Source organism: Paenibacillus rhizoplanae (assembly GCF_042684125.1).
Classification (GTDB): domain Bacteria; phylum Bacillota; class Bacilli; order Paenibacillales; family Paenibacillaceae; genus Paenibacillus_AQ; species Paenibacillus_AQ rhizoplanae.
The window spans coordinates 1-12,785 of sequence record NZ_JBHUKY010000021.1; the positions used below are offsets into that span (position 1 = coordinate 1).

At 51.3% G+C, this 12,785-nt stretch carries 15 protein-coding genes; 11 read left to right on the forward strand and 4 right to left on the reverse strand.

What is annotated here, in order from left to right; genetic code table 11:
- Nucleotides 1-143: 143 nt before the first annotated feature.
- Entirely contained in the window at nucleotides 144-761 is a 618-nt protein-coding gene (locus ACFSX3_RS10190; protein WP_209985228.1) for a nitroreductase family protein, read from the reverse strand.
- 322 nt (nucleotides 762-1,083) lie between these two features.
- On the opposite strand from ACFSX3_RS10190, the gene ACFSX3_RS10195 reads away from it, so the two are divergent.
- From ACFSX3_RS10195 to ACFSX3_RS10240, 10 genes are all read left to right on the forward strand, one after another.
- Nucleotides 1,084-1,521 carry a DUF1641 domain-containing protein gene (locus ACFSX3_RS10195; RefSeq protein ID WP_209985231.1) on the forward strand — a complete coding sequence of 146 codons (438 nt, stop codon included), beginning with the start codon at nucleotides 1,084-1,086 and terminating at the stop codon, nucleotides 1,519-1,521.
- Nucleotides 1,522-1,557: 36 nt separating this feature from the next.
- Entirely contained in the window at nucleotides 1,558-2,736 is a 1,179-nt protein-coding gene (locus ACFSX3_RS10200) for an NAD(P)/FAD-dependent oxidoreductase (RefSeq protein ID WP_209985235.1), read from the forward strand.
- 161 nt (nucleotides 2,737-2,897) lie between these two features.
- Nucleotides 2,898-3,527, forward strand: coding sequence for an SGNH/GDSL hydrolase family protein (locus tag ACFSX3_RS10205; protein WP_209985237.1), 630 nt, complete (start codon nucleotides 2,898-2,900; stop codon nucleotides 3,525-3,527).
- 96 nt (nucleotides 3,528-3,623) lie between these two features.
- Entirely contained in the window at nucleotides 3,624-4,370 is a 747-nt protein-coding gene (gene map / locus ACFSX3_RS10210; RefSeq protein ID WP_209985240.1) for a type I methionyl aminopeptidase, read from the forward strand.
- Nucleotides 4,371-4,662: 292 nt separating this feature from the next.
- Nucleotides 4,663-5,022 carry a carboxymuconolactone decarboxylase family protein gene (locus tag ACFSX3_RS10215; protein WP_209985244.1) on the forward strand — a complete coding sequence of 120 codons (360 nt, stop codon included), beginning with the start codon at nucleotides 4,663-4,665 and terminating at the stop codon, nucleotides 5,020-5,022.
- A 107-nt stretch (nucleotides 5,023-5,129) separates the two neighbouring features.
- The gene (locus ACFSX3_RS10220; RefSeq protein WP_209985247.1) at nucleotides 5,130-5,552 is read left to right on the forward strand and encodes an Rrf2 family transcriptional regulator; all 423 of its coding nucleotides are present in this window, start codon (nucleotides 5,130-5,132) and stop codon (nucleotides 5,550-5,552) included.
- A gap of 436 nt (nucleotides 5,553-5,988) precedes the next feature.
- A complete protein-coding gene (locus ACFSX3_RS10225) occupies nucleotides 5,989-6,384 on the forward strand; it encodes a hypothetical protein (protein WP_209985250.1) in 396 nt (131 codons plus the stop codon).
- A gap of 30 nt (nucleotides 6,385-6,414) precedes the next feature.
- Nucleotides 6,415-7,080, forward strand: coding sequence for a DUF4085 family protein (locus ACFSX3_RS10230; RefSeq protein WP_209985253.1), 666 nt, complete (start codon nucleotides 6,415-6,417; stop codon nucleotides 7,078-7,080).
- Between the two features lie 213 nt (nucleotides 7,081-7,293).
- Complete coding sequence (locus ACFSX3_RS10235) at nucleotides 7,294-8,160, forward strand: VOC family protein (RefSeq protein WP_209985257.1); 867 nt, start codon at nucleotides 7,294-7,296, stop codon at nucleotides 8,158-8,160.
- A 182-nt stretch (nucleotides 8,161-8,342) separates the two neighbouring features.
- Nucleotides 8,343-10,373 (forward strand): Na+/H+ antiporter, encoded by a 2,031-nt coding sequence (locus tag ACFSX3_RS10240; RefSeq protein WP_209985260.1) that lies wholly within the window; start codon nucleotides 8,343-8,345, stop codon nucleotides 10,371-10,373.
- A 112-nt stretch (nucleotides 10,374-10,485) separates the two neighbouring features.
- On the opposite strand, the gene ACFSX3_RS10245 is transcribed toward ACFSX3_RS10240, so the two are convergent.
- The 3 genes from ACFSX3_RS10245 to ACFSX3_RS10255 all read right to left on the reverse strand — a co-directional run bounded on the left by ACFSX3_RS10245 (nucleotide 10,486) and on the right by ACFSX3_RS10255 (nucleotide 12,450).
- Complete coding sequence (locus tag ACFSX3_RS10245; protein ID WP_209985263.1) at nucleotides 10,486-10,923, reverse strand: threonine/serine exporter family protein; 438 nt, start codon at nucleotides 10,921-10,923, stop codon at nucleotides 10,486-10,488.
- Nucleotides 10,924-10,950: 27 nt separating this feature from the next.
- Complete coding sequence (locus ACFSX3_RS10250; protein WP_209985266.1) at nucleotides 10,951-11,718, reverse strand: threonine/serine exporter family protein; 768 nt, start codon at nucleotides 11,716-11,718, stop codon at nucleotides 10,951-10,953.
- Between the two features lie 150 nt (nucleotides 11,719-11,868).
- Nucleotides 11,869-12,450: a YitT family protein gene (locus ACFSX3_RS10255; RefSeq protein WP_209986349.1), complete on the reverse strand. Its 582-nt coding sequence runs from the start codon at nucleotides 12,448-12,450 to the stop codon at nucleotides 11,869-11,871.
- A 116-nt stretch (nucleotides 12,451-12,566) separates the two neighbouring features.
- Here ACFSX3_RS10255 and ACFSX3_RS10260 point away from each other — a divergent pair, with 116 nt between their 5' ends.
- Nucleotides 12,567-12,782 (forward strand): hypothetical protein, encoded by a 216-nt coding sequence (locus ACFSX3_RS10260; RefSeq protein ID WP_209985269.1) that lies wholly within the window; start codon nucleotides 12,567-12,569, stop codon nucleotides 12,780-12,782.
- Nucleotides 12,783-12,785: the final 3 nt, after the last annotated feature.

The following is a 12,785-nucleotide window of genomic DNA, read 5'->3' on the forward strand; positions in this document are numbered from 1 at the left end:
TTCAACCCTTCTTGTTATAAAAGGAAATGGAGAAAACCGAAGGAGCTACAATTGCGTTTGACAGTCTCGTTCATATCAGCGATTGGAACAACGGTCCGTTCGCGGAGCGTCCACCCAAGTGAACACGTACATCCTTCTCCATATTAGATAAATTCAACAAACTCATTAACCGGCTTACGGTATCCGCGCGGTCTGATCTTGTGCTGGTTATCCTTGCCGATCGTAATCAGCATCACCGGAACCATATGATCGCCGAGACCGAGGGTAGCCTTGACAGCCTCCGGATTGAAGCCGATCATCGGGCAGGTATCCCAGCCCTTATCTTTGGCAATCAGCATGAACTGCATCGCCGACAGAGAAGCATTGCGGATCGCTTCATCCCGCTGGAACGCATCGTTTCCGGTATAAGCATCGTTGATGGATTGAATGGTCTGCTCGTAAGCATCCTCGCTCATCGCTCCCAGCAGCTTAAGCCCGCTATAGATTTCGGGAGCCTGCAGATAGGCATTCTTGTCACCCAGCACCACAATAACAGCCGATGCAGTGTGGATCTTGTATTGACCATACGCATCATTGCGGATGGCTTCCTTCACGGTATTATCGCTGATTACCTTGTAATGCGTGTGCTGAAGATTATAAGCCGAGGGAGCCAGACGGGCCAGGGAGAACATCTCTTCGAGTTCGCTCTGCGGAATTGTAACACCTTCCAAGAAATTATTAGCTGATCTGCGGGACTGCACCAATTCGGAAAAAGTACTCATAAGTCATTACCTCCATCTAATTATGTATGTTGCTTAGTTATAATAAATTGCTGATATAAATTAATAAACTTACATTTAGTTACTTGCTTAAGATATCACGACTCTCTGTATACGTCAATGAGGAAAAACATAATAATTTGTAAATTTAACCTGATTAAACGGTCGAGTTCGATAAAACCGATGAGGAAGTGATAAAAATCACAAAATAGGTTGCAAAGGCAAAAAGATTGTGACAATAATAACAAATAGAGTGTTATAATAGTCACATAGTTTTATTGGATGTAATTGTGCAAGCATACCATTTGTTAAAGGAGACTTCGATATGTCAGAAACTGTTACTCAATCCCTGCCTGAACAAGAAATACCTGAAGCAGCCCCTCCCAGAGAGGATGTGCTGAAAGAGCTTTTGAAGCCGGAGGTTCAGCAATCTCTGATTAATCTGGTCGAGCAGCTGCCGCAGATCACAGAAATGGTTAGTATTTTGTCCAAATCACTAGAGTTTGTGCAGTCGGTTGCTACGGATGAAGTACTCAAAAATGATACGGTCGGTGCGATCAAGGAAATGGCGGGTCCTGTGGTGGGCACTGCCAAGAATCTGGCGGCCACAGTCATTGAAGCGAAAGACCGCGCAGATGCAAGCAGCGAAACGATCAGCCTGTTCGGCATGATGAAGATGATCAAGGACCCGCAGGTACAGAAGGCTCTCCGGTTCATGAATGCCTATCTGCAAGTCAGCGGTGAACGTCAATCGGGTAAATAGCCCGTAATACTTAATTGTACGGATGGAGGAAATATCATGTCAAAACATATAGTAATTCTAGGTGCAGGCTACGGCGGGCTGCTAAGTGCCTTAACCGTACGTAAATATATGAGCAAAGCGGAAGCCAAAATTACGGTAGTCAATCAGTATCCAACTCACCAGATTATTACAGAATTGCACAGGCTTGCAGCGGGCAGTGCATCTGAACAGGCGGTTGCCATGCCGCTGGCGAAGCTGTTCGCCGGTAAGGATATTGATCTGAAAATTGCCAAGGTCAATTCGTTCTCCGCTGAGAACAAGCAGGTTATTCTCTCGGACGGCGTCATGCTGACCTATGATGCTCTCGTTGTGGGACTGGGCAGTACCACCGCGTACTTTGGTATTCCGGGACTTGAAGAGTACAGCATGGTGCTGAAATCAGCAGCAGATGCGCTCCGGATTCGCCGGCACATTGAAGACCGGATTCGTGACTACTCCAAAACACGAAATGCGGCAGATGCTACGATTCTGATCGGTGGCGGCGGACTGACCGGCGTAGAGCTGGTAGGCGAAATTGCCGACATTCTGCCAAAGCTGACGAAACAATACGGAGTGAATCCTGCTGAGATCAAGCTTTTGCTCGTTGAAGCGGGTCCGAAGATTCTCCCTGTCCTGCCGGATCATCTGATTGAGCGTGCTACGGCCAGCCTGGAGAAGCGCGGGGTTCAGTTCCTGACCGGTCTTCCGGTAACGAAGGTAGCCGACAATACGATTGATCTGAAGGATGGGCAGCAGATTGTGGCGAACACCTTCGTCTGGACCGGCGGGGTGCAGGGCAATCCGCTGGTTGGTGAATCGGGTCTTGAAGTCAACCGCGGCCGGGCCACGGTAAATGAGTTCCTGCAGTCGACTTCACATGCAAATGTATTTGTAGCCGGGGATAGCGCCGTTGTTTTCGCGCCGGATGGCCGTCCTTATCCGCCAACGGCACAGATCGCCTGGCAGATGGGTGAGCTGATTGGTTATAATCTGTTCGCTTATCTTAATGATAAACCGCAGGAGACCTTCAGCCCGGTAAATTCCGGCACACTCGCCAGCCTGGGACGCAAAGACGGGGTAGCCATTGTTGGCGGTAACTCCACTCCGCTGAAAGGACTGCCGGCCACACTGATGAAGGAAGCCAGCAATATCCGTTACTTGACTCATATCCATGGCTTATTCAGCCTGGCCTATTAAATTTTTGTACTAAAGATCCCCCTGGGGCTGTCCTATGACAGTCTTAGGGGGTTTTCTGATTTTAGGAATAATTTTCAATGAAAACGTGTCCGCAGGAAAGTCTATTTGCTATAATGATCATGTTTACATACTACAGATGTTTTCATAGGAGGATTTCAGGCATGCCATTTCAAAAGAACGATATCATCCTGTTTCAGGGGGATAGTATCACAGATTGTGGACGCAATTACGCCGATGCCTCATCGCTGGGTGTAGGTTACGCGCTGATGGCTGGCGCCCGGCTTGGCCTTCAGTATGCGGAGAAGAATCTTACGTTCCTGAACCGCGGAATCAGCGGCAACCGGGCGGTCGATCTGCAGGAGCGCTGGGAGAGGGATTGTCTTGCGCTGAAGCCAACCTGGGTGTCTATTTATATTGGAATAAATGATACCTGGCGGTGGTATGATTCCGGACAGGAGACTACAGCGGCGGAATTCGAGTCTTCCTACCGGGATTTGATTGAACGTACCAAGCAGCATCTGGATGCCAGGCTGGTGCTGGTGGAGCCGTTCGTATTGCCGGTGCCGGAAGACCGCAAGGGCTGGCGTCAGGATTTGGACCCGAAAATTCATGTCGTGCGTGAGCTGGCCCGTGAATACGGCGCTGTGCTCGTGCCGCTGGATGGTCTGTTCGCAGCGGCATCCGTCAAGGCTGAACCTGCCTTCTGGGCGGGGGATGGCGTACACCCTTCACCTGCTGGACATGCCTTAATCGCCGATGCCTGGATGAAGGCCGTAGGTGCAATAAGCTAAGATATACGTTGATTTCACTCTGCGTAACAAGGCTGTTATACTTGTAGGATACATACTCAAGGTGATGCTTTGATAACGAGAGGAATGTGAGCAGGGATGACGAGCGAGACGCTCCAGGATATGCAAGGATTGAAAGCGGCAGGTAAAGTGGTAGGCTACACCATCGCCGAGATGAAGAAAAGTGTAGTTCCCGGTATGACGACTGCGGAGCTGGATGAAGTGGGGGCGAAGATTCTGAACCATTTTGGCGCAAAATCCGCTCCAAAGGTAACGTACAATTTCCCTGGAACGACCTGCATCAGTGTTAATGAAGAGGTAGCGCATGGAATTCCGGGGCCACGTGTGATTCAGGCCGGAGATCTGATTAATATTGATGTCTCTGCCGAGCTGAACGGTTATTTTGGCGATGCCGGGGTATCGTTTCAACTGCCTCCATATAATGAGAAGCTGATCCACCTCTGCCGGAGTACGGAAGAGACCATGATGAGCGTGATTAATCACCTCCGGGCGGGCATGAAGGTTAACGAGATCGGCCGGGTTATGGAGTCGGAAGCACGGAAGCGCGGCTATAAAGTCGTGCGTAACCTGTGCAGCCACGGCATCGGCAAAGCGTTGCATGAGAAGCCGTTTGAGATTCTGCCCTTCTATAATCCGCGTGTAACGACGGTGCTGAAAGAAGGCCAGGTCATAACCATCGAGCCATTTCTGTCCACAGGCACTGATTTTGTAGAGCAGCAGCCGGATGGCTGGACACTCAGCGTTGCCGACAACAGCCGCGTAGCCCAGTTTGAGCATACGATTGTGGTCACCAAGGGCAAGCCGATTATTTTGACTAGTGCGTGAAGATATATAAGACGCACTAAAGCTATTAACAAAAAGCAAAAAGAAGTGGAGGGGAAATTTGGAACTGGAGGAGCGATAGCGTCCGCCTTTGTGTTTGGATTTCTACCGCGAGGAGCGGTTTATATGAAGAAATCCAAACACAACAGCGGCCGGAGGGCCAAATGTTCACCGCAGCGACGACCCAGCTTTTAGTGCAGACCTTAAATGTGTCTTATATATAGGAATATTTAACAGTTGTAATGTATGCATTACGTAAGAAACCCTCATACTAAAGATGATGTTATGATATGGAATGCAAGAATCTTTTTCCAAAATCGGAGGGTTTATTAAAGTGGATAATGTACCGCAAGTCAGTCAAGCCTTTATGACGTTTATGAAGGAAGCGCCGGAGCAGCAAAAGGCCCTTGGCGAAATTGTGAAGAAACTGGATGCCGCAAGCAGTCTGGATGCTAAAACCGAGGAGATTGCTTATATTTCCGTACTCGCGGCGGTTAGGCTGGAGAGTGGGCTGCCCTTTCATGTCAAGCATGCCAAAGCGCTCGGCGCAACCCGTGACGAGATCATCAGCGCAGTGCTGCTGCCCCTTCCGGCAGTAGGCAATGTGGTGATTCAGGCCCTGCCGGTGGCTTTGCAGGCGTATGACAGTGAATAGCGGTTTGCTGTCAGAAAACTCCCCACGGGATTGACAATTGCTCGAAATGTAACTATTATAGTTGCATCTGGCGGAAGTTTTCCGGCCAGTGTGAAGGAGTGATTGACATGAACATCAGCACGCGGTTTGCGGTGGCTATTCATATTCTAACCTTAATCGACAGCAACAAAGACGGCAAAAGTACCTCCGAGTGGATTGCCGGCAGCGTGAATACAAATCCGGTGGTGATTCGCCGCCTTACGGGTATGCTGAATAAAGCCGGACTGGTGGAGGTCCGTCCCGGTGTGGCCGGAGCGAAGCTTGCCCGCAGTGCAGCTGATATTACGCTGCTGCAGATTTATAAAGCGGTGAATGCGGTGGAAGAGGACTCCCTGTTCTCTGTCCATGAGCATCCGAACCCGGAGTGTCCCGTAGGCAAGAACATTGCCGGGGCTATTATTCCAGTGTTCTCCCTTGCGCAGAAGGCGATGGAGAATGTACTGCAGGAGGTTACCCTGGATCAGATCGTACATCAGATTCCAGTGGCTTGAGACAGGAATCTGATGTACGTAAATTTAAGGAAACCTTCAGCCCCGGTTTATGTTTTTTTAAGGTTGGGGGAGTATAGTGAAGTTCTCCACCCCCCAGTGGAACCATTTATGGAAGACCCCGCCGTGCCTCGGCAGGGTCTTTCTTTATTGCTACTGGATATATTCAATCATTTTCATTAAACCTTTATGTGTTTTTCATCTGGCATTAAGCTTCGCTCAGTATAGTAGACCCATGACCCCCTTACAATAGACTTTGGCCCTGCCGGTTACCGGCGGGGCCACTTTTTTGAGTCGTAGCTGTTTGACACTAACTTTACACTTCAATCTCTTTGAATTAGACTGACACATATATGATAGGGACAACAGGGATATCGATGCCGCAATGGTTGGATTTATACTAAATAATACTAAGCGTACATATAAGGAGATGCTGTCCATGAAGAATCAATACACCATCCTGGGAGCTGCCCTAATTTTGGGCTTGTGTCTGGTTGCCAGCAGCTTCGTAATCGGCGACCGGCTTAGAGCGGGTTATGAGCTACAGCAGCAGACACCTACTGGAGCACAGAGTGAAGCGCAATCTGAGGACCATCCGTTAATGACACTTGCAGAGACTGCGCAGTTCCTGCGTCTGAGTGAAGATCAGGTGAAGAATATTATGAAGGCGGAGAATGCAATGTTGCGTAATGACGGACCTTTCGAGGGGGCGAAGCTCCCTTATCTCAGAATAGACAACAAGTTCCTGTTCAATAAGCAGCAGTTGACGGTCTGGATTCTGGCGGCTTCGCAGGAGCACAGGGTATATCTGGGGGAGAAGCTAGCTGGTAAATAAGGATCGAAATAGAGTGGAGGGGACGGCAGAATGAAGTTTTTTACTATACCCTGGTATGAAGAAATGCAGGTGCGCGGGTTCATGGTCTTCCCGGAGACAGAGCAGGACTGGCTGGAGGATGTGGCCTGGCATGTGGCGGAAGGGATAAGCTATGAGGAGCGGGCCAAGGATTTTCTGGAATATATGAAAAAAGATCTGCTGAAATATCTACCCGTGTACTTCCACACTTCGATACATGACGGTACCATAAATTCCGCTTATCCTGTGCCTGAGTTCAAGGAACGGGCCATGCAGTGGGGCAGGGAGTATGACGAACGGCTGCAGTCAAATTTCAGAGAATACCGCAAAGGCTATGAAGCTATTAAGGATAAACTCCCTGCCAATGCCGTACAACTAGTAGAGAATAATCTGCATGATGCCAGAGTAATCTCCTATACCATGCCTTCAGAAGGTGTATTGGAGATGATTCTGGACTGCGGCGGGGCGATGCATTACCAGTGTGAGATTAAGCTAACGTTCAGCGGTGTGAGCGGACTGCGCTTGCCGGAACCGCTGGAGAAGAAATACTGGCTGTACGATGAGATCTATGCCGCGGAGCAGGGGTTCGAGCTTCGGGTTCTGATGGATTCCCCGCCAAGTGAACTAAGAATTACTGCACAGGATGTATCGGTAGATATCCTTGGTGAACCTAAATAACGGAATGACTGCTTCGGAGTCTGGCCTGGTGGCTGGGCTTTTTTGTTGGTCATGATGTGTATTGTAAAAGTAATTGACAAACATATAGATCGCAACTATACTTAAGTAAGTTAATGTGTAACGGAAATTGAAATTACCTTTGCATGGACATGACAGGAACAGTCAACACTAACCGTTATTATGTGGAATATATTCATTTCAGGAGGGATTCCTATGACAGCAACAGCTATATTACCGCAACAACTGGAAATTGGACTTGTACAGATCCGTGTAAGTCATTTGGAGCGCTCGCTCAGCTTTTATCAGAATGTGATCGGACTGAAGATTCTGCGGCAGCAAGGGCGCGTGGTAGAGCTGACGGCGGATGGCCAGCAGGTGCTGCTTGTTCTGCGGGAGATTGAGCAGGCTCAGGTGCTGCGCCGGAACTCGGTGGCCGGATTGTACCATTTTGCAATTCTGCTGCCGGACCGGCCCTCTCTGGGACTGGTGCTGCGCAATCTGATCGACTCCGGGGTATCGGTGGGCCAGGGGGATCATCTGGTCAGTGAAGCTCTGTACATTGAGGACCCTGATCATAACGGAATCGAGCTGTACCGCGACCGGCCCCGTGACACCTGGAAGTACGAAGCAACAGGTAATGTGGTCATGACTACCGATCCGGTGGATGTGGACGGTCTGCTGGCTGCATCGGAAGGCCTGAGCTGGACAGGGCTGCCTGCCGGCACTGTAATGGGTCATGTTCACTTTCATGTCGGTGATCTGGCAGAGGCCAAGAAATTCTATGTGGATGCCCTTGGATTCACGGTGACCGCCCATTACGGCGATGCGGCCATGTTCATCTCGGCTGGAGGCTATCATCATCATATGGGGCTGAATACCTGGGCTGGCAAGGGTGCTCCGGCGGCTCCTGCGAATGCGGCGGGCATCGATTATTTTACACTATTGCTCCCTGACATTCAGGAAGTACATGAAGTGGCTGAACGTGTGAAGCGTGCCGGATACCGTGTGGAAGAAGAAGGCGGGATCATCACCCTAAGGGACCCGTGGAATATAGGCATACAACTGCTAGTGAAACGCTAAAATAACAGGGCGGACAGCACCACGTTACAATATTTACTACTAGACCAGCGGCAGAAGCCGTGAATGATAAGACAACGGAAGGTACGGCGGAGAATTGTAATTTCCGCGGTGCCTTCCGTTTGTTGACGTTAGCCGGGTCAATGCAATATTATAATTGATTATCAGACGGGGAGATGATGGGCTTGGAGACTTTTCTGGCTGTGCTGTTGATGCTTGGATTAATCGCCGTATCGAATATCTTGAACCGCTTCATTCCGTTTGTCCCAGTTCCCCTGATTCAGATAGGACTTGGAATCATTGCTGCACTCATTCCGACGGGAATACATATGCACTTCGAGCCTGAGCTGTTTTTTGTATTATTCATCGCTCCGCTGCTCTTCAATGACGGGCGGCGGACACCGCGCGGGGAGCTGTGGAACCTTAGGGCACCGATTCTGCTGCTGGCGCTGGGACTTGTATTTGTCACGGTATTTGTGGCAGGCTATGCGATTAACTGGATGATTCCCTCGATTCCGCTGGCAGCGTCCTTCGCACTGGCGGCCATTTTGTCTCCTACCGATGCGGTAGCGGTAAGTGCGCTGGCTGGAAGGGTTCATCTTCCCAAAAGCATCCACCGCATTCTCGAAGGAGAATCGCTGATGAACGACGCTTCCGGCTTGGTAGCATTTAAATTTGCGATTGCAGCCATGGTTACCGGCGTGTTCTCTCTGCCTAAGGCTTCGGTCAGCTTTGTAATGATTGCCGCAGGGGGACTGCTGCTAGGTGCAGTGCTGTCGTTCCTGCTGATCCGGCTCAGCGTGTTCATCCGCAGGTTCGGCATGGAGGATGTGACCATCCATGTCCTGCTGCAGATCCTTACGCCGTTCATTATTTATCTGATCAGCGAGGAGATCGGGGTCTCGGGCATCCTGGCCGTTGTGGCAGGGGGTGTCATGTACGCCATTGAGAAGGACCGGGCAGTCTCCCCGCAATATAAGCTTCAGCTTGTATCTGCCAGTACCTGGTCAGTGCTGCTGCTGGTGCTGAACGGTCTGGTCTTCCTGATTCTCGGCGTATCCGTTCCGGATGTGGTCGAGGTTATTTTCCGGGATCAGACCCTGAATAACTTCATGGTTGCCGGCTATGTTCTGGCGATTACAGCGCTGCTGATTGTGCTGCGGTTTCTGTGGGTCTATGGTTACTCCTTATGGGAGAGCAAGCGGCTGAAGGCAGAGAAGGCCCCGCTGAAGTCACAGATTATTACGTCGATCTCAGGGGTGCGGGGAGCGGTAACCCTTGCGGGTGCTTTCTCGATTCCGCTGGTGCTTGGGGACGGAGTGACGCCATTTCCGGAGCGGGATCTCATTATTGCGCTGGCAGCAGGTGTGATTCTGATGTCGCTGGTCATCGCCAGTATCTTCCTTCCGCTGCTTGCGGACAGTGAAGAGACGGTAGTTCAGACTGCCGGAGCTGTGCACGGGAATACGGAGCTGACGGCCAGAAATGTGGTCATTGACGCCGGGATGTCGATGCTGCGTAGTCTGGTCTCAGAGAGCCCTGAGCGCTCAACTCAACCTGTGCTGCTGGAATTCACAGATAAGGTTGACAGACTGTGTGCTGCAAAACCGGATCATGATCCGGCCCATGAGCAGTTCCTCCGTCTGGGAGTCGAGGCGCGCAAGAGCGCGCTCGAAGCCGAACGCACGGAGCTGCGGCGGATCATGGAGAACGGGGCGATACCGATGCCTGTTGCTGTGAAGATGGAGGAACTGCTGGACCATACGGAGTCTCTGCTGTGCAAACGGCTGAATACGCAGATTAAATTCTCTTTAACAGAGATTCAGCGGCTGTTCTCTGGACTGTTCTCAGGTAAGCTGAATGGGGAAGAGGGGCGGCTTGCCATGCAGAATGCCGAAAGCGCGCGGACGGCGAAGATTGCGATGTGCCAGGCGGCAGTATCCGCCGTTAGTGCGGGAATAAGTGATGAGAACCGGCTCGCCTCACAGAAGGTCATCGACAAGTACGAACGGCTGGAATCCCGGCTCGTGCAGGGGGATGGCTGGACCCATGATGGCGTGCTGGATGATGAGAAGCTGGAGCTGAAGCTGCAGGCGATCCAGGAGCAGCGGAACACCGTGCAGGAGATGTACCAGAACGGGGCGATTAATCTTAAGATTGCCGGCAGGCTGCGCCGGTTCGTCGATCAGCTCGAAACCTCCATCTGGGAGGATTAGACTGTTAGAGCGCCGGTGTTGCAATATATTTTACCTGATACAATATACAAAGCCCGCTTGCGCAGGGACCCGGTGTCCTTGCTGCAAGCGGGCTTGTCTGTGGAATGGAGCCTTACGGTTGTTTGGGCAATTTCTTGAGGCGCATAAAGACTTGGCCCAGCACCTCGCTCAAGACCAGACCGGCCGCAATGGCTCCAGACAGCAGGAGCGCCTGAACCCCATACTGGATGCCGAGGTTATTATCGTTCTCCACGAACCTCCGCATGGCATCATACGCAAGACCGCCCGGCACAAGCGGGATGATGCCGCCGACACTGAAGATAATGACCGGCATCTTGAAGGAACGCGCGAAAAACAGGCTGATCAGTCCGACCACAACGGTAGCACCAAAGGTTGCGACGACAGTATCGGAACTGTGATCCAGCAGCAGGTACAGCATCCAGCCGATCATTCCGGCGAAGCCGCATTGCAGCAGCGCGCGCACCGGTGCATTGAATAGAATGCAGAAGGTTGAGGCAGCGATGAAACTGGTGATCAATTGCAAAATCATGGCAGGACGACCTCTTTCAAATGGGTGTTAAAAAATAGACAGGACCAGCCCAATGCCAGTCCCGATGGCGAACGCAGTCAGAAAGGCGTCGGCTCCTTTGGAGATGCCGGATACCAGATGCCCGGCCATCAGGTCACGGACCGCATTGGTGATGAGCAGCCCCGGTACGAGCGGCATTACACAGCCGATGATAATCTTGTCCATCTCCCGTCCCACGCCGAGCTTGACGGAGAAGAAGGCCAGCAGGCCGATAATGAAGGAAGCAATGAATTCTGCGAAAAAACGGATCTGCACCAGACGGTGGAGATAAGTTGCAGCAGCGAAGCCTGCCCCGGAGATCAGGAGTGACGGCAGCGCGTCCCACAGGCTGCCCTTGAACATCACGGTGAAGCAGGCTCCGGTCAGAGCGGCGGCTACAATCTGCAGCCATACCGGGTAAGCATGCGCTGCATCATCGACCACGCCCAGACGCTCACGCGCTTCGGCGGCTGTCAGCTGGCGTTCGGTCAGCCGCCGTGAGATGTCATTGACCTCGGATACCTTTTGCAGGTCTGTTGTCCGTTCGGCGATACGGAAGAGCTTCGCCGGCTCGGTCCGGCTGGTGGTGAACATAATGACCGTCGGCGTGACATAGCTATGCGAACCGGGGAAGCCGAGTGCCGCCGCCATCCGGCTCATGGTATCCTCCACACGGTAGGTCTCTGCGCCGCTCTGCAGCATGATTTTGCCAGCCAGCAGGCACAGATCGATAATGTCATGTGTGGAAGTATTGCTATTCGTGCTTGTACTTTCCAACTTCGTTAATCCTCCCCGGGAATGTTGTCTATTCGATTGTCGCCTGAAAGTCTGAAAATTTCAACCTTTATTCCATAGCATCCGGCAAATCAAGGGTTTTTATCAGTAATAGCGTACAAATCCAGCTCGCAGCGGCGCCATGCTTACCAGCTATTCTTCCAGCGTACATAATCCCGTAGCCACCCCTCCTGAAACAATCGTCAGAATCGAATGGAAAAAAGTCTCCTTGGAGATCAGAATACCGCCTGCACCGATGATCAGGAAGTCCGTCAGGAAGATGATCAGTCCGACATTCAGCGGAAGGTAGCGTTGGATGAATCTGGCCAGGAGGTCTGTTCCGCCTGTACTGGCTTTGAAGCGCAGCATCAGACCAAGTCCGGTGCCCATCAGGAAGCCGCCGATAATGGCGCTTGAGATGGAGCCCAGCTCAATATAGTAGAGGAAATAATACTGAAGCGGAAAGAGCAGCTCGATCAGCAAGGAGGAGGCCAGCAGACCCAGAATGCTATTGTAGAAAATATCCCGTTGCCGGAACCAGGCCAGCAGGAAGATAGGCAGACTGCATAGCATGATGCACAGTCCGATTTTGGTGCCGGAGATATAATTAATAATGAGGGCAATGCCGATAATTCCTCCATCGAGGATTTTATAGGGAACCAGGAAGAAGTTGGTTCCTGTTGCAATTAGCAGGCTGGCCAGCAGAATAATAACATAGCTTGGGAAGGATCGCATAGTCAACATCTCCGGAATTAAGGCATGTCTTAATCCTTATGCGACCATCTGGAAAAAAATAGCTAAAAGTTCTACTCTGCCCGAATTAATTGACCATAAAGCAGGTGAAGTCTGAAATGGGTTATTTCTATAAAATACTGGAGACCGATATGGAGCTGCTGGCTGCTGCACTGTCGGAGGTGCCGGTGGCAGTGTGGCTGAAGAGCGGGGCGGAGCAGCAGCTTGAGACGGGCCCGATCAGAGCCTATACGCCGCAATCCGTGCGGATTCGCGGGTTATCCTACTGCCGGGAGCTGCATCAGTTCCGTATCTTTGCCCCGGGTTCCGCCTAAGTG